The sequence below is a fragment of the Phocaeicola sp. GP0067 genome, assembly GCF_031119655.1.
GTDB classification, from domain to species: domain Bacteria; phylum Bacteroidota; class Bacteroidia; order Bacteroidales; family Bacteroidaceae; genus Phocaeicola; species Phocaeicola vulgatus.
In genome coordinates, this window is sequence record NZ_JAVHZY010000007.1 from 70374 (window position 1) to 90800 (window position 20427).

Below are 20427 nucleotides of genomic sequence, written 5' to 3' on the forward strand. Positions count from 1 at the left end.
CTATATTAGACTTTCTTTTTTAAACTCATATAAGTAGCTGTGTAATATTCTGTTAGCTTGTTTATATCCATTCCTTCTGTTAGAGATCTCATAAATGCCAACCCAAGAAAACCGCATCTGAATCTTATAATAGCTTCTTTGATATTGGTATCTTCATTTATTTCTCCACTCTGTATTGCTTGCTTGATTATTTTTTCCCATACCTTTTTTTCTGTATCGATTATATTCTGGATTTTTTCATCGAAATGCGGATAATATATAGTTGCTTGCATAATCAGAAAGAAGTAGGATTTATACACATTTTTAATCGACAGAGAGTACATGAAATCCATGGTATTTTTGACCCCCTTAATATATTTTTGAAGGAATCCTTCCAATGTGGTTTCCTTGTGGACCTGCATTTTTTTCTTAATATGTTGCGTGTCAATTATATATTTGTCTATAACCTTAACAAACAAATCCTCTTTGTTCCTTACATGGTAGAAAATCGACCCACGTGTTAGTCCTGTAGCGGTCTCAATGTCCGGAACTGTAACCCTATCATAACTCTTTTCCATAAATAATTTAAAAGATGCATCAATGATAGAATCTTTTGTTGTTTTAGTATCTTCCGTTTTCATAAAATAATATTTAATTTACCAAATGGTAGAAGCAATTAATATAACTGGTATAATAACTTCATAGATTATACACCTGATTGTTTGGACAAATATAGATATATTTTTTTATTAATGAAAGATTTAACGGTATAATATGCATCTATTTCACATACTAAGATTTTGAATTATGACCATCAAATAGCCTGATAGAAAAAGAAACTCTATTATGACTATTATAACAGTCCCGATTAATATTCACATATCGATGCCATTCGATGCCACTTTGATGCCACATGATACTCTATCTTTTATTGACTGAGATAGTATCATTCCTATACCTTACCTTCGCCGGACACCAACATTGGTGCGATATAAAAATATATTTTATGGACGAAAAGCAAAAAGACAAAAAAGTATTGCTTGTTGCCGACAAGGAGGATGGTGGCAAGCTAAAAGTGGTGGACAAGTCATCTGCACAGGACGGTATATTACGTATGCTTCTGCCATCAATGGAGAATCTGGAAGATTTTCTCAAAGTAGAAAAAAACACTTCCATATTGGAGGACTTTTTTCAAAATTTAGGTCGACAATATAAACAGCCGACAGATTTTCGCTTCTATCAGATCCCCATCTCATTATTAGAAACATTGGACGTATTCACAGATATGCTCAAAGCTCCGGAGGAGAACAAGGATTTCATTTCACAATATGAGGTGAATCCCGAAGATTACGTACGACAAGAACAACAAACGGCGCAGAAAGAAATCCAATCCGACATAGAGCAGCAAGTAGCCGGTGAAAATGCAACTTCTGCACAATCTGCAACAACGGAACAATCCAACAGCGAACAGCAACTACGTCAACTTTCGAGTATCGAGAACCGTATAGATTGGGAACAGCTTGCTCGTATGGGGATCACACGGGAATCGTTAGAACAGTCCGGTGATTTGACAGCTCTATTATCTGGTCAGAAGTCCGGTCTTGTCACCATTTCCACCGAAGTAGAAGGCATTCCTATCACCACACAGGGACGTATTCACTTTCAGGAAGGCAAGGACGGCAAACTGGACTTGAAGATTGACTGTTATCGTCAGAAGCCTGCTCTTGATTTACCCTTTTATGGGGTACTGTTGGATAAAGAAGTGAAAGATAGCATTCTCGCCACCGGCAATGCCGGCCGCCCCGTCAATCTCCCACTGGATGGCAACGAACCTAAGCCCTGTCTCGTTTCATTGGACAAAGTGACCAACAACCTTGTTGCAGTTCCGGTGGACGACATTCTTATTCCTATGGAAATAAAGGATGTTAGCCTTACCCCAGAACAGCACCGGGAACTATCCGAGGGCAGGAAAGTGCTGGTAGAAGGCATGACTTCAAAATGGGGGAACAAATTCGACGCATATATGCAGTACGATGTAGCCCAAGAAACGTTCAGTTATAATTTCGACGGACTGGATAGAAACCGTTATAAGAAACAGGAAAATCAGCAAAAAGAGAAAACGGAGCAGTTGCAAGGTAACGAACAGACCGTCAATAACAAATTCTTCATCCCCAAGAAATTGTTGGGTAAGGAACTTACACCCGAACAGCAGGAGAAATTCGGGAAGTTGGAGACTATCTACGTTACCGGTATGACAGATAAGGAGGGGCAGCCCTTCAATTCTTATGTCCGTATGAACCCCCACCTTGGCAAAGTTGATTTCTTCAAGTACAATCCTGACAAAGCACAAAGCCGCGCAAAGGAAATCACTCCCACAGCCGAACATAAGACACAGGTAGCAGTGAACAACGGTGCAACCGATGAAGCAGCCAAACAGGTACGTAAACCGCTAAAGTCGGCACAGGAGCAGCCTACACAAGTGGAAACGGCAAAGAAAGAGATAAAGAAAAAGAACAAAGGGAGAAAAATGTAAGAATGTAAAACTAAAAAAGTAAAATCATGAAAGTAATTATTGCAGAAAAACCGAGTGTGGCACGGGATATTGCCCTGATAGTAGGTGCGCGGGAGCGTAAAGACGGATACATGACCGGCAACGACTATGCCGTCACTTGGGGCTTTGGTCATTTGGTAGGGCTGGCAATGCCCGAAGCCTACGGTTATGAAGGTTTTCGCCGGGAAAACCTTCCTATTTTCCCGGAACGTTTCCAGCTTGTTCCCCGTCAGATAAAGGACGGCAAACAGTATAAGGACGATCCCGGAGTAGTCAAACAACTTACCGTTATCAAAGAACTGTTCGATAAATGCGAATCCATCATTTGCGCCACTGATGCAGGAAGAGAAGGGGAGCTTATTTTCCGCTATATCTATCATTATCTGGGATGCAGCAAGCCCTTTTCCCGCTTATGGATTAGCAGTCTGACCGACAAAGCGATCCGTCAAGGCATGGAGAACCTGAAAGACGGTAGGGAATACGACAACCTCTACCGCAGTGCCAAAGCACGCAGCGAAGCCGACTGGCTCGTCGGCATCAATGCCTCCCAAGCCTTGTGTCTCTCCGCCGGGCGTGGCGTATTCTCTTTAGGCAGGGTGCAGACACCTACCTTGATGATGATATGTAACCGCTACATGGAAAACAAGAACTTTACGCCGCAGAAATACTGGCAGCTACGGGTACAGTCCGGCAAAGCCGATATTACCTTTTCCGCTCTTTCCGTCGACAAATACGACAGGAAAGATGAAGCGGACAGCAATTTGCAGAAAGTTTGCTCTGCTGCTTCCCTGCAAGTAACTGCCGCCGAGAAAAAAGAAGTATCGCAAGAACCACCCTTGCTGTATGACCTTACCACTCTGCAAAAAGAAGCGAACGTTCGCCATAGCTTTTCTGCCGACAAAACACTTTCCATAGCACAAAATCTGTATGAAAAGAAGGTAATGTCATATCCCCGTACCGGCAGTCGCTATATAGCAGATGATGTATTTGAAATTATTCCGGAGCGCATTCGTTTGCTTACGGCGTATCCGCGTTTCTCAACCTATGCCGCCACATTGGTTGGCCGGCCGTTGAACAACCGCAGTGTCAATGCAAGCAAAGTCACTGATCACCATGCGCTGCTCGTTACCGAGAATCTCCCCGGTGACCTTTCTGCGGATGAACGCACCATTTATGAGATGGTTGCCGCGCGTATGCTCGAATCCTTTTCAGGCAAATGTATTATGGAAAAAACCGCAGTCACCTTACAATCAGCCGGTGTTGCTTTCTCCGTGCGTGGCAGTGTTATCAAAGTTCCGGGCTGGCGTTCCGTGCTTAACCTTTCCGATGAAGAGGAAGAGGGCAATACCACTTTGCCTGAACTTCACGAAGGCGACACCTTATCTATATATAACAGTGAAATATTGGACAAACAAACCAAGCCCCGTCCGCTGCATACCGAAAGTTCCTTGCTTGCAGCGATGGAAAGTGCCGGTAAGGAGTTGGAAAACGAAGAAGAGCGCCGGGCGATGAAAGAAGCAGGTATCGGAACCCCTGCAACCCGTGCCGCCGTTATCGAGACATTATTCAGCCGTGACTACATCCGCCGTGAAAAGAAATCCCTTGTCCCCACTGAAAAAGGCTTGGCAGTCCATGCCATCGTCAAGGACAAGAAGATAGCCGATATCTCCATGACCGGCAGTTGGGAAAGTGCCCTTGCCAAAATCGAAACCGGAGAGACAGACGCCGATACTTTCCACCGTGGAATAGAAGTTTATGCCGCACAAATAACAACGGAGCTTTTGAATGCCACTGTCTCCTTAGCGTCCTCACCCGATGTTCCCCTTTGCCCCAAATGCAAAAAAGGACACGTGTTTATCTATAACAAGATAGCCAAATGCAGCAATGTTGACTGTACTTTGAAAGTGTTCCGCAATATTTGCAACAAGCAACTGACCGACAAGCAAATCATGGAACTGATAACTAAAGGTAAAACCTCCGTTATCAAAGGCTTGCAGGGCAAAAGCGGCAAATCATTCGACGCTGCCCTTGTTTTCGATGCGCAGTTCAACGTTACTTTTTCCTTTCCGGACAAAGGAACGCAAAGTACGGCAAAGAAGAAAAAGTAATCGCCTGCGTGTGACACAATAACCGGAAAAGTGCTATATTTGCCACTATAAAGTTCATAACTCATAAATAATTGTTTTTGCAGTTGTTTGTTATGGATTTTTTAGTGGTGGCACTCAGGGAGGGATACCCTGGGTGCTTTTACATACAGTGCTTTTCCCATTCATTATTTTCGGGCAATCCCGCCCGGCCACTAAAAAAATCCAAGTTATGAATAAGAATAAGAAAAACAGCAAAAAGAACAGACAACAGATCCAGTCACAAGGATACCATCAACCGAAACAGTCGGAAACTCCGGTGCAGCAAAAACAGTCAGCGCCTAAACAGCCTGAACCACAACCGCAGGAATTGTCTTACTACCGTTTATTACTGCTTTCTTTCCTGAAAGAATCCCATCCCGAATTAGTGGATAATAGCGATTTTATTGCCGCTCGTGCCGACAGTGCCGCCGAAGCATACAGTGAAGCCATCCACACCGGCTCTACTCACGATGCCGCTACCGAAATCGCCGATCAGGTATTGTTTGCCGGGCTTCACTTCTCCAAATACAATGTCATTGTAACCGTTCTTTGGAATGAGTTCAGTGATGAAGTACCTCAAGGCAATGCACAATCCCTTGCTTTGCAACTCCTTCCGGTTTGTGAAGAAGTATTTGCCAAATATCCGCTCTCCGATGATTTCCTGTACGAACCCGCTTTCGACAACCTTTATACGGAAATCACCGGTACAATCCTAATCTGGCTGGACGAATATGGCATACAATAAGAAAGCGCATCTGAAAGACAATATCGAAGCAATCAAACTGGCATTTGCGTTGGAACGTGAAGGGCGTACCGCTACCGTTGAAGAACAGGCGATTTTGCGTGCCTATTCCGGTTTCGGCGGTATCAAAGCGGTACTCAATCCCGCTTCCAGCCTTGCCGACGTTGCCCGTTGGACAAAGAGCGACCGTGAACTGTTCCCTCTTGTCTCGCAATTACACAGCATCATCCGCAGTAATTCAAAAGATGAGGCGGAATATAAACGTTACTTTTCCAGTTTGAAAAACTCTGTCCTGACGGCGTTCTATACGCCGCAGGATATTGTTTCTGTCCTTGCTTCCGAATTGGGCAACCACGGAATTGCCCCTTCCCGGTTTCTCGATCCGTCGAGCGGAACCGGAGTATTTGTCGATGCTTTTCAACAACAATTTTCCGAACAACAGTTACCCCATTCTAAGGTAGTCTGTTATGAAAAAGACCTGCTGACCGGCAAAATCCTCTCTCACCTCCATCCGGAGGCAAAAGTGGGTATTGCCGGCTTTGAGGATAGCGGACTTCGTTACCTGAATCATTTTGACCTCACCGCGTCCAACATTCCCTTTGGCGATGTGGCCGTATTCGACCCGTCCTTTACCAGGAGCAAGAACCTTATCCGTCAGCAAGCTGCAAAGAGCCTGCACAACTATTTCTTTCTCAAAGGACTGGACAACCTCCGTCCCGGCGGCATATTGGCGTACATCACCTCGCAGGGTGTTCTGGACTCTCAGGCAAATCAAGATATTCGCTACCAGCTCATGCAACATTCCCGTTTGGTGTCCGCCATCCGTCTGCCTAACAACCTCTTTACGGACGGTGCAGGCACAGAAGTAGGCAGTGACCTGATTATCCTTCAGAAGAGAGCTGAAAAGACAGAACAGTTTACCCAAGATGAAAATGCGTTCATTACTTCCACCAAACGGGCGGACGGTTTCAGCGTGAATGATTACCTGTTTCAAAATGTCCCTATCATCTATACAAAAGCGCGTGTAGATACCGACCCTTACGGGCATCCGGCAATGATTTACATTCACGAAGATGGTCTGCCGGGTATCACTTCCCGACTTAGGGATTTACTTCGCAATGATTTTTATCGTCGGTTGAATGTGCCCCTCTATCAACAATTCCTTCCGTTGGAAGAGCAGCGGAAAAGAGGACAGGTGCAGGAACCGACCCGAAAGAGTGAAGTACAAGAACTGCCCGCAAAGCAGGAACCGGAACAGAAAGTGCAGCAAAAGCCGGAACAAATCAAAGAACCCGAATCTGTTCCAATTGAATCAAAGCCCGTTTCACCCGAACCGGAAGTGACAAAATCCACCGTTACTGCTGAATCGGAAATCCCCGTTTCAGTATCGGCCACCGCTATCCCGAAAGAAGAAATCGAACTGTCCCTTTCATCTCCGGTATTGAGCTTGTATGACCTTTTCGAGTTCACAGCGGAAGAGCGTACCCAGCTCTCCCCGAAAGGGGGGAAACGCCGTTCCGCATCTTCCGCCCGAAAAGAGCCCGTACAACGCAACCTTTTTGATGAATCTTCATCAGGGGTAACCGTCCAAAGAGGTAACAAATCAAAAGGCAAATCCCAAAAGAAAGTTTCCGGAGCTTCTGCAAAGACCAAGACTGCTACCGTTTATCCTGTTTTCGATACCCGTCAGGAAGCCTCCAAACGTCCCATGCCGAACAGCGAAGATGAAAAAGTAAAAGAAGCGTTAAGGATAGCTGCCGAAGAAGAGCGCAAACGACGGATGCAGCCTTTTCCATACACCCATGAAATCCCGTCCCATTACAAGAACGGTTCCTTGGTAGCAACGGATAACCGGATAGGTTATCTGCGTGACATGGAATTTGATCCCATGTTCCATCCACTGGAATTACCGGACAGACAGCTCCGCAAACTCTCTCTATATATAGAAATCCGTGACACCTATCACGACTTATATAACAGCGAAGCAACCGAACTGAAAGAAAATATAGAGCAGCGGGACAAACTGAACCGCCTGTATGACGACTATACCCGTCAGTTCGGTAACCTGAATGATCCGAAGAACATAGACCTTATCCGCATGGATGACGGAAACCGTGCCGTCCTTTCATTAGAACGTTACAAAGACGGTTATGCCGTCAAAGCCGACATCTTCGACCATCCCGTGGCATTCAACAAAAACGAGCTGACCCACGTCGATACTTCGGACGAAGCTCTTTCCGCTTCCCTCAACAAATACGGTGAAGTCAACCTCGGATACATGGCCGGACTTACCAACAAGAGTGAAGACATACTGTTGGAAGACCTCAAAGGACGTGTATTCTTCAATCCACTGGTCAAAGGCTACGAAATAGCCGATAAGTTTATAGCCGGCAACGTCATTTCCAAAGCCGAAATGATAGAAGAATACATCGCAAACCATCCCGATAACGAACGTGCCGTGCAATCGCTCGAAGCCTTGCGTGCCGCCTTTCCCGCACCCATTCCGTTCGAAGAACTAGATTTTAACTTCGGTGAGCGCTGGATACCCACGGGTATCTATGAGAAATACGCTTCCCATCTTTTCGATACCGACGTAAAGATTAGCTATGCCGCCAGCCGTGACGAGTTTAGTGTCAACGCATCCACGCGTGGCAACGTGCGTATTCGTGAACAGTATGCCGTCAAAGGTGAAAGCCGCCGTTACGACGGTCTGAATCTGATGAAACACGCTATACAGAATACTTCCCCCGACATCACCAAAAAGGTACAGGCAGGGGATGAAGTAGTCAAAGTCCGCGATACCGAAGCCATCCAGCTTGCCAACAGCAAAATAGATGAAATCCGTAACGGTTTCAGTGATTGGCTGAAAGAACAATCCCCGGAGTTTAAACAGCGGCTCACAGACATGTACAACCGCAAGTTCAATAACTCCGTCAAGCCCAAGTACGACGGTTCCCGACAGACCTTCCCCGGACTTGATCTGAAAGCGTTGGGTATTCCCGACCTGTATGCCAGTCAGAAAGATGCCATCTGGATGACAAAAATCAACGGTGGCGGAATAATCGACCATGAAGTGGGTGGCGGTAAGACATTGATAATGTGTGCCGCTGCTTACGAAATGAAACGGTTGGGACTGGCCAACAAACCGATGATTATCGGTCTGAAAGCCAATATTCATGAAATAGCGCAGACTTTCAAAACCGCCTATCCGAATGCCAAAATACTCTATCCCGGCAAAGAGGATTTCACACCGGAAAACCGCGTTCGTATCATGCGTGAGATGCAGAATAATGATTGGGATGCCATCATACTGTCCCATGAACAGTTTGGCATGATACCCCAATCCCCGGAGATACAGAAACAAATCTTGCAGCAGGAACTGGACAGTGTGGAAGAAAACCTCGAAGTGTTGAGCCAACAAGGAGAAGAAGTCTCCAACGGTATGCTCAAAGGTGTGGAAAAGCGAAAGATGAACCTCGAAGCTAAAATCAAGGCACTTACTTTCGACATTGAGAACCGCAAGGACGATGTGGTGGATTTCAAGCTGATGGGTATCGATCACCTGCTTGTAGACGAATCGCACAAATTTAAGAACCTTCTGTTCACTACACGTCACGACCGTGTAGCCGGACTGGGAAACAGTCAAGGAAGCCAACGTGCCCTGAATATGCTTTTCGCTTTACGCACCATCCAGGAGCGTACCGGTAAAGATTTGGGAGCTACTTTCCTGTCGGGCACTACCATTTCCAACAGTCTTACGGAACTGTATCTGCTCTTTAAATACCTTCGTCCCAAAGAACTGGAACGTCAGGGTATCAATACCTTTGACGCATGGGCGGCAGTCTTCGCTAAAAAATCAATTGACTATGAGTTCTCCGTCACCAACGAAATTATCCAGAAAGAACGTTTCCGGTATTTTATCAAAGTTCCGGAACTTGCCGCCATGTACAATGAAATCACCGATTTCCGCACCGCCGAAGACATAGGCATCGACCGGCCAAAGAAAAATGAGATACTGCATAATATCCCGCCTACGCCCGATCAGCAGCAGTTTATCCAAAATCTGGTGGCATTTGCCAAGAACGGCAACGCTACCGTCCTCGGACGTCCCCCGTTAAGCCAACGTGAGGAAAAAGCCAAAATGCTCATTGCCACCAACTACGCCCGCAAGATGTCCCTTGACATGCGTCTGATTGACGAAGATAAATACGACGACCATGTGGATAACAAAGCTACCCATTGTGCCGCCTTGATAAACCAATACTATCGGAAATACGACGAACATAAAGGTACGCAGTTCGTCTTCAGCGATCTTGGCACTTATAAACCCGGTCAATGGAATGCGTACAGCGAGATAAAACGCAAACTGGTGGAAGACTACGGAATCCCCGCAGACCAAGTGCGTTTCATTCAGGAAGCCAAGACCGAAAAGTCCCGCAAGGCAATGATTGCCGCCATGAACGAAGGCAAAATCCGTGTCCTTTTCGGTTCCACCGAAATGCTGGGCACCGGTGTCAACGCCCAGAAACGTTGTGTCGCCATCCATCAATTGGACATACCCTGGACGCCGAAAGATTTGGAACAACGCAACGGTCGTGGCGTAAGAAAAGGCAATGAAGTGGCAAAACTGTATGCTGATAACAGGGTGGATATTATCAACTACGCCGTAGAGAGATCCTTAGACAGCTACAAATTCAATCTGCTTCACAACAAGCAGCTTTTTATCACGCAGCTCAAAAAGGGAACAATGGGTGCACGTACCATTGACGAAGGCAGCATGGATGAACAAGGCGGCATGAACTTCTCCGAGTATGTAGCCATTCTCTCCGGCAACACCGACCTTTTGGACAAAGCCCGACTGGAAAAACAAATTGCTTCCCTGGAAAGCGAGCGCAAAGCCTTCAATCGTGGCAAGTCCTCTGCCGAAGCCAAACTGGAACATATCCTGCAGGATGTTACAAAGAACAGCGACCTGATAACTCGTATCGGCAAAGATCTGCAAGACTTCCAACAGCGCGTACAACGTGACGACCAAGGCAACCCCCTCAATCTTCTGCAACTGGACGGTGTAAAAGGCAATGACCCTAAACTCATCGCCCAAAAACTGGCAGAGATAGAGGATAAGACCCGTACCCACGGCGTATCGCAGTCTATCGGTAAACTCTACGGTTTCGATCTTCTGGTAAAAACGGAAGCCAGCATGAAAGACGGTTTCGACTTTATCGAAAACCGCTTCTTCGTTCGTGGCGAAGGCAATATCCTCTACAACTTCAATGGCGGCAAACTGGCAAAAGACCCCAAAACCGCCGCCCAGATGTTTCTTCGTACCTTTGAAACCATTCCCCCTCTTCTGGGAAAATACCAAAAGGATACGGAAAAGATTTCAAAGGACATTCCAATTCTTCAGGAAGTAGCCAAAGAAACTTGGAAGAAGGAAGACCAACTCAAGCAGCTCAAATCCGATCTTGCCACTCTCGACCGTCAAATCCAGCTCTCGTTGAAACCCATTAAGCAGAACGAAAGCAATGAAAACCAAGAGAAAGACACAAGCGAAGATATAATCCGATCACCTGCGGCAAGGATGGCAACACCGTCCGCATCAGCGAGTGGGGAAGTGCCTGCACCCGATACCGGGTCTTACGTTCACCGGATACCCGATTTCCTTATCAATCCTTCAGAGAAGAAACCGCCGCATCTTAACCGGCCACCAAACAGTTTTAGCATCAAAGATGCCATGAGCTCTTTGAGAAACAAGGATGACCCTGATACCGCCACCCATGTAAACAAGCTCTCTAAAGGCTTCAAACTCTAAAAAATAGCCGCCATACTTCATCTATGAATTTATGGTGGCTATTATAATATTTTAAATAGAAAGAAGCTTATCTATTAAGCTTTTCATTTACATCAATATGTTTTTTACCAAATCTTTCCATAAAAAAATCTACTTGTCTTATATCTGTCAATTCCATTAATCTTTCCTCACCGGTAGCTGGTATTATTAGTTGATTAGCATTTTTTTGTAAATACAGAAAGTCGGCCAATTGTGCTTTTGAAGGAATAATCTCTAACAAAAAATAATGTCCCATAAACCAAAAAGGAAAGAAACCATAATCATCTATATCGGAAATAGCTCCATCAGACATGGGTAGAAACAAAGCATCTTTACCTGTAGATGTTAGAATCACCTTGTTATATACATAATAAACTCTTAAATTACCTTTGTTCCAACGAGCATAATTACGCACATTATCCATTTTACAATCTAATCCTTTTCCTGTTTGATAATGATATTTTTGAAGAAAAACTTCATATAAAGAACGTTTGAATTGCCGTGTAATTACGGAAATAGAAAAACGACTTTTGATTTTAATAGTATTAGTCTTATACCGATATTCAAAATATACAGACGAGAGATTCTTATATGTATCAGGCGTAGGAGTACAAGAAAAAGCTCTTATAGCTCCAAACATTTCTTTAAAAATTAAGTTTGTATTTGGTTCATTCTTGTTTGCACTTCCAAAATATCTATTGCAATCATCACAAATATCAAATCCGATTTCCGTACCACCTAAACTTTCAGGAATAATGTGTGGTTCATTACGAAAAGTCACTCTTGGAGAATTTCGTTGACACCAGATACATGTTCCTTCCTTTATATATTGTTTATATCCCATAATTATATCTTTTCTATGAGTTCTCTTTTTATGAGTTCGTATGCCTTTTGCGGATCGAATTTTTCGCCAGAACGGAGCAGTAGTTCCGTATCTCCTAAAAATTCATCATCCTGCATTTTTATCTCCATATTTTGCAAGAACTCCTTTTGTGAAGGCGGGTTATCTACAACAAAATCCATATACTTATGATAACATTCCACTACCTTGTCACAATTTAGGGTAGCGGCAGTTAACGCCTTATACAAGTCAAAAAGGTCACGCCCTTTTCTTCTTTGATACAGTGCACGCAGCTTTGTTCCAATCAATTCATTCAGATGATAAGTAGTAACTTGACAATTCCCCTTATACCACTGGTTTTCTACACTGAAATCCATCTTATGTAGTCCGAGCACGTTAAAATGTTCTTTGCAGTTAATCTCGACCTTCAAACGTATAGGGACAACGGGTATGGATTCAGAATCAAACCGGAAAATTAGCGTGTTGTTATGCTTTTTTTGTTTAACCTTTGGTTCTCCCAAGAAAGCAAGGACATCACGAATTTTGTCAATGGTTGCTTTTATTGGCTCCGGTTCTATTTGTACTAAATCAATATCCTCACTGTACCGAGGTTGGGGAGAAAGATAGAGCTTATGTAAAGCCGTACCACCTCGGAAAGCCAAATGTGTTGCCAGATATTCATCTTTATATATTTCAGTCAGCGCACGGCATATAATCAAATCCTGCTCCACTTGTTCCGAAGCCGTCCAAGGCACAACATTGCGCCATTCTGTTATTGCATATTCCGGTATCATTCGTCTATTTCAATTTTTTCATTAATAATTATTCTCCATTTTGCGTCATAATCGCAATCCTTACTATCTTTTCCTGCTTTTAAAGGAGCTTTCCGAAACAAAATTCCGACATCCTTAATTTTACCGAACAATTCATTTGCTAGCTCTTTATAGTCCAGCTCTTCCAGTAAATATCCTAACCTTTGTATCACGGAAATAGGTATATTCTTGAATAAATCGACACCGACATTCCGAAAGTTCAATTCCTCCGCCAGTTCATTCAGTACGGTAGCCGCCCTATTAATTCCACCTATTTCCTTTTCGTATAAAATAAGGTCTAATGCCGTCAGTTCCGGGCTGGAAACAAACACATAACCGCTTTTAGTCTTTTTCTGAACCAGAAAAGAAGTCGGTATATTCTTCTTTATAATGAATTTCATCTTAATACCTTTTTTCTCTGAAACCCTCACACTTGGCAATTCTGTTATTATCGTAAATACTTGGGGGCGTTGATGTGCTGCTGCATAAAAAGCGGCAGCATCCAACAGTCCGATATAATACCGTCTTTTTAAATAATCCATTAGCTGGTTTATATAAACAACGGGAGGTACTATACCTTTGTGCGCATATTCAATAGGTATTATAATATAAAATCCTTTCCATACAGATGAAATTTTGCCTTTTGTCACTAGACGTGACAAAGCACTTGCTATTCCCCTTTTACTTATCGACGGGAACAACTTATAAACTTCTTCGACAGAGAAAGTGATAATTCCCTTTTTAGGTAATTCTTCCACCCAATCTCTGATTTTATAAATTTCTTCTTGTTTCATACTATATCGACATTCCATCTGCAAAATTATTCATTTTTCGGATAAAATCGCAGATGAAATGTGATTTTTCGCTTATTAGGTAAGAAATATCCCGTCCTATCATCACGACAATACGGGATATACACACAACATCAAGTTATTGGCTAAACTATCTATATGGAAATTATAACTGCCTAAATGTCCTTTTTAATATCTGCCGTCGCTTCGTCTTCATTATCAGATAGCATTCCGGCGTTCTTGGTACGTTCATCTTCCGCATCTTCCTCCGGTTTATCTTTCCCTACATTCTCCCCGTCGAAATACCGACGGATAAACTCATGCACATCCTTTTCCCTGTAGTACGTCTTATGCAGGATAGTATGATACTTCAATCCATTATCCCTATACCGTTGCAGTGTCCGCTTACTCACATTCAGCAACAAACAAATATCCTGATTATCGTACAGCCGTTCTCCGTTCAGGTAATTTTGTGGCTTCTTGTCCTTTTTGTCCAGTGCGCCTACAACCTTTTCCACCTGTTCAAGCAGGCGTTCCATATACGCTTCAAACGTTTCTTTATCCAATGGTATCATAAGCCCAACTGTTTTAAATTTCCAATAATATAGTAACTCTGATTCGACGGGTCTTTCAGTATGATCTCTTTCTCGCGCATGAACTTGATATAACTTTTTGCCGTGCGTTCCTTCACATCAAGTATCGCCTGTATCTGTTCCGCTAAATCTACATAAGTAATGAAGTTCTGTCGCCCGAAAATATCCCGTGCCACACCTGCAAGCTCATCTTCTTTGCGTTTCTCTTTCTCTTCCTTTGGCTTTTCACCCAAATAGGTGTGCATTCCAATAACCTTATTCCAAGCAAACTGCATGATAGGCACATCCAACGGACTGCCGTCACGTACTTTGAGTGCTTTCACTACCGATACCGACGGGTCGGTATCTTTTTCAATGGAAAGAATCGCAGCCGCCTTTCGTTGCAACTCACTACCAAGATGCCCGCGAAGTTTCAATCCGCTCGGAATAAAATGCAGAATAGTGACAATACAGGTATTATAAATTCCCGCCAGCCTGTACAATTCCTCTACCACTGCAATACTTTCCGTTTCGTCGTTTGCACCCTTAATCAAGTCAGCAATACCGTCAATTACCACCATGTGAATCCCCCGATATTGATAATGAAACTTATCCATACTTCGGATAATAGCCTGCAGACGCTCTTTGCGGCTCATCCCTGTAAGGCAATACGCTTTCAGGTATTCCGGCATCGTTTCCTGTCCGCAACGTCTTAAAAGGTTCGTTATGTTCTTGTAGGTCTGTACCTCCGACTGTTCCGTGTCATAGAACAGAATCGCTTTTCGCTTCCTGTTTTCACAGACCGACACCCCTAGCGTATCAATTGCTTTGTTTTTGTCAGTCTGGCCGATAGCACCGGCTATCAGCGCAGTTACATAATTACTTTTTCCGGTTCCCTCACCACCGGTAATACAAAGGATATTCCCTTGCGTACCAAGCGGTACATCGTTCACCGACACAACCATTTGTGCCACGGGCGGCGGATTATTAAAATCCACCTCACAAGACTTTAGTGCAGACATAGTTTCGCTGTATATAGTATCCAAATAATCCAGAAACAATTTAATCAAATCCTCCCGGCTGTTTCCCAAGCGGAAAAAGTCCGAGACATCCTTTTCCTCCTTTGTCCCTGCCAAGGGCAGCAACAATCGTTTTACCCCGTAACTTTTCAATGCCTCTTCCTGCTTTGCCGAACTGTCCATTCCCGTCTTATCCGTATCATAAAGCAATACGATGTGCTTGAAACGAAAAGAAAGCCTGTGAACAATCCCCACCGGAATCGTCACCGTTTCCGAGTTAAAGCAGATAGCGTGGAATCCATGCGCCGTTAAGCTCATGACGTCTTTTTCCCCGCCCGTGATGAAGAGTAAGTCACCTTTTGCCGGTAACTGCTCCAATCCGAAGCAGTAATTATCCCCGAAATCCCCCGCATACAAGAATCGCATTTGCGAATGCGGACGATAGACCTTTACATATTGCTTTGCCGTATAGCCGAACACCGGCTCTTTTTCCGTCGCCGCAATACTGAACGGTTTCCCTTCGCCGTTCTCGCTGCTGAACTTCTTCAACGAAACCACCCGGAACAATTTCAGTATCTCGTGTGTGATACCGCTTTCTCCCCAGAAGGCAAGTTCCGCAGCCGTAAAATTCTTTTGCGCTAACGTATAAGGTCGAGACTTCTTCACTTTTTGCGCAGGTGTCGTTTCCGAAATTACGGGAGTGGGAGCGGCAGGTAAATCCATACCGCAGCCGTCCATCAGTCCCAAGTGCAGGTCACGGTCAATTATCGCCATAATCTCCACGAACTCTTTTGCCCGTTTACAATCCAGCCCGTGCAACTTTCCAACCAGAGCAAAGCAATCTCCGGAATAATCATCATTTCCGAAATCTTTCAGCTTGTAAACTCCGCTGTTCCGTTCATAATACACGTTACACGAAGCCCGTTTATCCTGATAGAACGGATTAAGAAAGTTTTTTCCCAGCCGGAAAGATACCGGCAGGTAATGTCTGAATACGGACAGGCCTCTATCCGTCAGACGGAGAATATCCTCCTTATCAATTTTATTCTCCACGCATCAATACATTTTTGCGGAACTCGTCAATCAAATGCGGCTCACAGTTAATAATCTTCTCATTCACCTTCTTTTCGATTTCCGAAAACCGGTACTTGCATTTTCCCCGTTCAAACGTATAATCAATCAGATTATCCGTTCTCAACCGTTGCAGGGTGCGTGTGCTGATATGCAGCATGTCTGCCACCTCTTGGCTGTCCAGCCAAATATCCGTTTCCTCATTGGGAGCATTTCCCTTTCGGAGTACATATTCCGCAATCTTCTCAATTTTGGCAACCAAACCTTGATAAGCGGCGGATTCCATTGTGATAACTTCCATAAACTTATTTTTTTTGAATCTGCCGCAAAGTTCTAGCAATTGCCCCGAAGCATTTGCCAACTTGTTACCAACTTGGCATAACTTTTTTTATATCATTATTGAAAATCAAGAAAATAGGGTAGTCGGGGAGGGTAAGTGAAAGTTCGGGTCGAGTAGGTCTGGGCATTTCAGCCCAAACCTCTCACAGAACCGTACGTGAAAGTCTCCCCTCATACGGCTCCTCTCATCCAAACGGTTTCAATCGATTGGGTTTAACACCATGTTGCCAATGGTAAAACAAGGCAGGATTTTTGGAAGCCACTCTTACCAACCATTTATAAGCATCATTAGGCTTTCGCCTGAACCGCTTATATTTTCTTTCTGCCCACCGAGCCAATTTCAAATTGATACATTGTAGAAAAGCCTTTAACTGACTACCGTAAAACTTACCATAGTAATTCATCCACCCACGTACTTCTGCATTTATTTCAACTGCAATATCAGAGAGTTTTAGCTGAACCCGCCTGTTTAAGTGCCAACCACGCATCTTTTCTGTGATGCGCTTCTTTGACTTTCTACTGATTGCCGGAGCATAACCATTAAAGACTTGTCCTTGCTTATTCCTCTGACCTCGTGGCTGAAAGGTATAACCCAAGAAATCAAAAGTGATTTCCTTATACTCTCCCCTCCGTTTACCGTCTTTGCAATAAACAATACGCGTCTTCTCTTCATTCAGTCTCAATTTACACGCAGCGAAGCGTTCCACTATGGATGCTTTTAGCATTTGGGCCTCTTTAAGGCTATTACAATGACAAATAGTATCATCAGCATAGCGTTCAAAAGGAATGGTCGGATGATAAAGCGACATCCATTTGTCAAACGTATAGTGGAGATACAAGTTTGCAAGAACCGGTCCTATCACCGACCCTTGCGGAAGTCCCATTTTCCGTTCTATCCGTTCGCCTGTCAATGTTGCGTAGGGCACTTTCAACCAACGCCGGATGTAAAGTAGTATCCACTTTTCTTGCACGTGACGCTCGACAGCTTTCATTAGCAGGTCATGGTCAATGGTATCAAAGAACTTGCTTATATCCATATCCAATACCCAATTATAATGCCAGCAACGCTCACGGGCTTTTTCTATTGCATCATGGGCACTACGATTAGGACGATAACCATACGAGTCTGCATGAAATATCGCCTCCAATCTTTCCTCAATCAGCAATACGACCGACATTTGGGCTATACGGTCACCAACCGTAGGAATGCCCAAGGGACGAGTTCCTCCGGAGGGTTTAGGTATATCTACCAACTTTACAGCTTCGGGAAAATAACTTCCCGAACTCATGCGGTTCCACAACTTGTACAGATTCTTTCCCAGATTACTCTCATAGTCCTCTGTACTGACATTGTCGATACCGGCACTCCCCTTGTTTTCTTTTACCCGTTTCCAAGCATTCATTATCAAATACTTGTCGATTGTAAACGGTTTTGTGACTTGATGTTGCATCATCCTAATAACATTAATCAATTAGTTGTACAAAAACAAATACACCGGACAAGCTGCCCCCTTTGCTCCATTGCCATTACAGCAACATCAACGCTACTACGAGGCAGTCCGCCCCCACCATAGGCATCGGTACTCAGACCTTACGGGTTTGCCGTTCTTGGCCGCTCCCTTAACATCCTATGGTGAGTTCCCGTGTTCCCACAACACAGCCTCCATACAGGTCATGCCACCTCTACGCCGGATGCCGTTCAGACAGTAAGCAGGTAACCTCTGAACTTATCCCATACTCCTTGCATAAGCATGGTTTTGACATCACCCATTGCATTTCGACGCATCATCAATGGTTCCCTTACGGTCATCTCCTGTATGGTTACCTGACAGTTCATCACTGCCTTTTAAATGTATCGTTCACTACCTTAACCCTTTCGGGAGAAAGCAGCATACACCGGTTTGCAACCTCTTCCTGCAAAGCGATTGCGAGAGACCTACTCTCATCTGTATCGCAGTTACGAATGTGACAGCCATACCACATTCTCACGGCACACTGCAAGGTGCAAGCCTATCTCTATATATAGGCTCGCACCTTGCACTGAAGAAAAAAATATATGAAATTAATAATCAAATATTTGGTAGTTTCAGAAAAAGTGCATAATTTTGAACCCGAAAACAAAAAGAGACACAACGGTGTCACGAAAGACAAAATTGAAATTTTGAAAATCGTTTCTAAATCGTTACTTTTAGAAATCCTTACATAGATTTTTTAAGTGTAAGTAATTGATTTAGAGCTGATATAAAAAATTTGCGGTGTAGTCCCGTACGCACCGCATTAAACATTGATTTTCAATATTTTACAAAACAAGCACCCAATTTTACACCCGAAAATGTAAAGTTGGGTGTTTGTTTTGAATTTGAATACTTCTTAGTAGGAATGAGTTTTTTCTGCAACGTTGGATAATTCAGGAAAGGGGTGAATTCTTGCCGTTGGGGAATGGATGTAAATGCCATTGTCTGAATGATTCCCCAAACAATCAAAGCGACTTTTCCAATGCGGATGCTGCCATGTAGCGCACCGACAAGTGCTATTAGGAATAAAAGGATATACAACCAACCGTATAGGCAGAACATACAGAAGCTAAAATAATGAGTGTATGGGTATTGCCAGTGTGTTATTCAAGCATCAATTAATGAGATAGAGCAGGATATTCGAGAGTAACAACTACATTGAAAAAATATATTGAGCCAATGAAAACATTAAAAACAGTTATAAAAATTATTGGTGGAATACTATTGTTTGTCATTATCATCCTATCAATACTGGGCTATTATTTGACACGAAATGATTTTTCAAATCCTCCTGAACATTATGTATCTATCGGAAAACGAGTTTATACAACAGCACCGGCAATGATGATTGATGAATCGTATGATTCGTTAAATCTCAGTGGTCGGGGAATTAAAATCGGAGTATTGGATACAGGATTTGGAGGATTGCGGCAACGCTCATGGACGAAAAACATATATGTGGCGGCTTACGCAAATTTCATAGACGGTGACACAACCGATTTCTTCATCAAGGAACCCGGCCGAGAGCGAGACCATGGGGCTTACTCCTGTGCATGCATAGGTGGTTACCTCTCATCAGGTGATACAATAAAAGGGTTGGCATGGAATGCCGAATATTACTTGGCAGAGATTGACGACTTCGATACAGAGTTACGGATAGAGGAAGACCGTATGATGAACGCCATACGCTGGTTGCTGTCGCAGGACGTAGATGTGATAACAAGTTCATGTGGTTATACGATATTTGATGATTATGACGGTTATACAGTCTCCATGCTCGATGGACATAGCTCTCGTATATCCCAATTTGTAGACAGTGTGCTACAAGTCAATTCTAACTTGATATTTATTCAGAGCATGGGTAACGAGGGGGATGAGCCTTGGCGTTACTCAAATTTCCCTGCCGATGTCAGGGAGGTTATATCCGTTGGTGCCATTGAATCAGACAGCACAACTCGCGCCGGTTACAGTTCTATAGGTTATGGAGGTGTCGATTTCATAAAGCCCGATGTATGTGCTTACGCACAGCCTCCACGCCGAGGAACGTCATATACGGCTCCTGTCATTGCCGGATTATGTGCTTCTCTACTGGAGTACAAACGAATGAGTCGAAATGAACTTATCAATCTCTTACATACATCGGGATTAAACAGTTCTGCCCCTAACTATGAAATTGGCTATGGTATACCTCAAACTTCACGAATGCTATTACTCTTTAAATGATTAAATCTATAAATAAT

Annotated in this window: 14 protein-coding genes; 5 read left to right on the forward strand and 9 right to left on the reverse strand. The window is 43.8% G+C overall.

The genetic code is table 11. The features are described 5' to 3' along the window. Nucleotides 1-5: 5 nt before the first annotated feature. Nucleotides 6-620, reverse strand: a complete 615-nt coding sequence (locus RE317_RS07765; protein WP_303266231.1) for a TetR/AcrR family transcriptional regulator — start codon at nucleotides 618-620, stop codon at nucleotides 6-8. A gap of 365 nt (nucleotides 621-985) precedes the next feature. On the opposite strand from RE317_RS07765, the gene RE317_RS07770 reads away from it, so the two are divergent. The 4 genes from RE317_RS07770 (at nucleotide 986) to RE317_RS07785 (ending at nucleotide 11210) form a co-directional block, all read left to right on the forward strand. Then, nucleotides 986-2512, forward strand: coding sequence for a DUF4099 domain-containing protein (locus tag RE317_RS07770; protein ID WP_118214472.1), 1527 nt, complete (start codon nucleotides 986-988; stop codon nucleotides 2510-2512). Between the two features lie 26 nt (nucleotides 2513-2538). Continuing rightward, complete coding sequence (gene topB / locus RE317_RS07775; protein ID WP_118214473.1) at nucleotides 2539-4638, forward strand: type IA DNA topoisomerase; 2100 nt, start codon at nucleotides 2539-2541, stop codon at nucleotides 4636-4638. 208 nt (nucleotides 4639-4846) lie between these two features. Further along, nucleotides 4847-5401, forward strand: a complete 555-nt coding sequence (locus RE317_RS07780; protein WP_118214474.1) for a DUF1896 family protein — start codon at nucleotides 4847-4849, stop codon at nucleotides 5399-5401. Further along, a complete protein-coding gene (locus RE317_RS07785) occupies nucleotides 5388-11210 on the forward strand; it encodes an N-6 DNA methylase (protein WP_258973577.1) in 5823 nt (1940 codons plus the stop codon). Before RE317_RS07780 ends, RE317_RS07785 begins: the two co-directional genes overlap by 14 nt. 67 nt (nucleotides 11211-11277) lie before the next feature. Here the strand turns inward: RE317_RS07785 and RE317_RS07790 are convergent, their stop codons facing one another. The 8 genes from RE317_RS07790 to RE317_RS07825 all read right to left on the reverse strand — a co-directional run bounded on the left by RE317_RS07790 (nucleotide 11278) and on the right by RE317_RS07825 (nucleotide 18510). Continuing rightward, a complete protein-coding gene (locus RE317_RS07790) occupies nucleotides 11278-12072 on the reverse strand; it encodes an HNH endonuclease (protein ID WP_118214477.1) in 795 nt (264 codons plus the stop codon). Nucleotides 12073-12074: 2 nt separating this feature from the next. Then, nucleotides 12075-12863: a nucleotidyl transferase AbiEii/AbiGii toxin family protein gene (locus RE317_RS07795; RefSeq protein WP_118214478.1), complete on the reverse strand. Its 789-nt coding sequence runs from the start codon at nucleotides 12861-12863 to the stop codon at nucleotides 12075-12077. Beyond that, nucleotides 12860-13675, reverse strand: a complete 816-nt coding sequence (locus RE317_RS07800) for a type IV toxin-antitoxin system AbiEi family antitoxin (RefSeq protein ID WP_118214479.1) — start codon at nucleotides 13673-13675, stop codon at nucleotides 12860-12862. Before RE317_RS07800 ends, RE317_RS07795 begins: the two co-directional genes overlap by 4 nt. A gap of 173 nt (nucleotides 13676-13848) precedes the next feature. Then, nucleotides 13849-14247 carry a helix-turn-helix domain-containing protein gene (locus RE317_RS07805; protein WP_118214480.1) on the reverse strand — a complete coding sequence of 133 codons (399 nt, stop codon included), beginning with the start codon at nucleotides 14245-14247 and terminating at the stop codon, nucleotides 13849-13851. Beyond that, nucleotides 14244-16316: a toprim domain-containing protein gene (locus RE317_RS07810; RefSeq protein WP_118214481.1), complete on the reverse strand. Its 2073-nt coding sequence runs from the start codon at nucleotides 16314-16316 to the stop codon at nucleotides 14244-14246. The genes RE317_RS07805 and RE317_RS07810 overlap by 4 nt, the downstream gene beginning before the upstream one ends. Beyond that, on the reverse strand, nucleotides 16306-16635 hold the full coding sequence (locus tag RE317_RS07815; RefSeq protein WP_118214484.1) for a helix-turn-helix domain-containing protein: 330 nt from the start codon (nucleotides 16633-16635) through the stop codon (nucleotides 16306-16308). Before RE317_RS07815 ends, RE317_RS07810 begins: the two co-directional genes overlap by 11 nt. Nucleotides 16636-16858: 223 nt before the next feature. Further along, entirely contained in the window at nucleotides 16859-18127 is a 1269-nt protein-coding gene (ltrA, locus tag RE317_RS07820; protein WP_258974104.1) for a group II intron reverse transcriptase/maturase, read from the reverse strand. A 245-nt stretch (nucleotides 18128-18372) separates the two neighbouring features. Then, nucleotides 18373-18510, reverse strand: a complete 138-nt coding sequence (locus RE317_RS07825) for a hypothetical protein (RefSeq protein WP_162222281.1) — start codon at nucleotides 18508-18510, stop codon at nucleotides 18373-18375. Between the two features lie 856 nt (nucleotides 18511-19366). Between RE317_RS07825 and RE317_RS07830 the strand changes: the two genes are divergently transcribed. Next, entirely contained in the window at nucleotides 19367-20410 is a 1044-nt protein-coding gene (locus RE317_RS07830) for a S8 family serine peptidase (protein WP_050484585.1), read from the forward strand. Nucleotides 20411-20427: the final 17 nt, after the last annotated feature.

Excerpts from the sequence above, each read along its gene's own strand:
- RE317_RS07765 (WP_303266231.1), bottom strand. The coding sequence starts at position 620 with ATGAAAACGGAAGATACTAAAACAACAAAAGATTCTATCATTGATGCA.
- RE317_RS07770 (WP_118214472.1), top strand. The coding sequence starts at position 986 with ATGGACGAAAAGCAAAAAGACAAAAAAGTATTGCTTGTTGCCGACAAG.
- topB (WP_118214473.1), top strand. The coding sequence starts at position 2,539 with ATGAAAGTAATTATTGCAGAAAAACCGAGTGTGGCACGGGATATTGCC.
- RE317_RS07780 (WP_118214474.1), top strand. The coding sequence starts at position 4,847 with ATGAATAAGAATAAGAAAAACAGCAAAAAGAACAGACAACAGATCCAG.
- RE317_RS07785 (WP_258973577.1), top strand. The coding sequence starts at position 5,388 with ATGGCATACAATAAGAAAGCGCATCTGAAAGACAATATCGAAGCAATC.
- RE317_RS07790 (WP_118214477.1), bottom strand. The coding sequence starts at position 12,072 with ATGGGATATAAACAATATATAAAGGAAGGAACATGTATCTGGTGTCAA.
- RE317_RS07795 (WP_118214478.1), bottom strand. The coding sequence starts at position 12,863 with ATGATACCGGAATATGCAATAACAGAATGGCGCAATGTTGTGCCTTGG.
- RE317_RS07800 (WP_118214479.1), bottom strand. The coding sequence starts at position 13,675 with ATGAAACAAGAAGAAATTTATAAAATCAGAGATTGGGTGGAAGAATTA.
- RE317_RS07805 (WP_118214480.1), bottom strand. The coding sequence starts at position 14,247 with ATGATACCATTGGATAAAGAAACGTTTGAAGCGTATATGGAACGCCTG.
- RE317_RS07815 (WP_118214484.1), bottom strand. The coding sequence starts at position 16,635 with ATGGAAGTTATCACAATGGAATCCGCCGCTTATCAAGGTTTGGTTGCC.
- ltrA (WP_258974104.1), bottom strand. The coding sequence starts at position 18,127 with ATGATGCAACATCAAGTCACAAAACCGTTTACAATCGACAAGTATTTG.
- RE317_RS07825 (WP_162222281.1), bottom strand. The coding sequence starts at position 18,510 with ATGAACTGTCAGGTAACCATACAGGAGATGACCGTAAGGGAACCATTG.
- RE317_RS07830 (WP_050484585.1), top strand. The coding sequence starts at position 19,367 with ATGAAAACATTAAAAACAGTTATAAAAATTATTGGTGGAATACTATTG.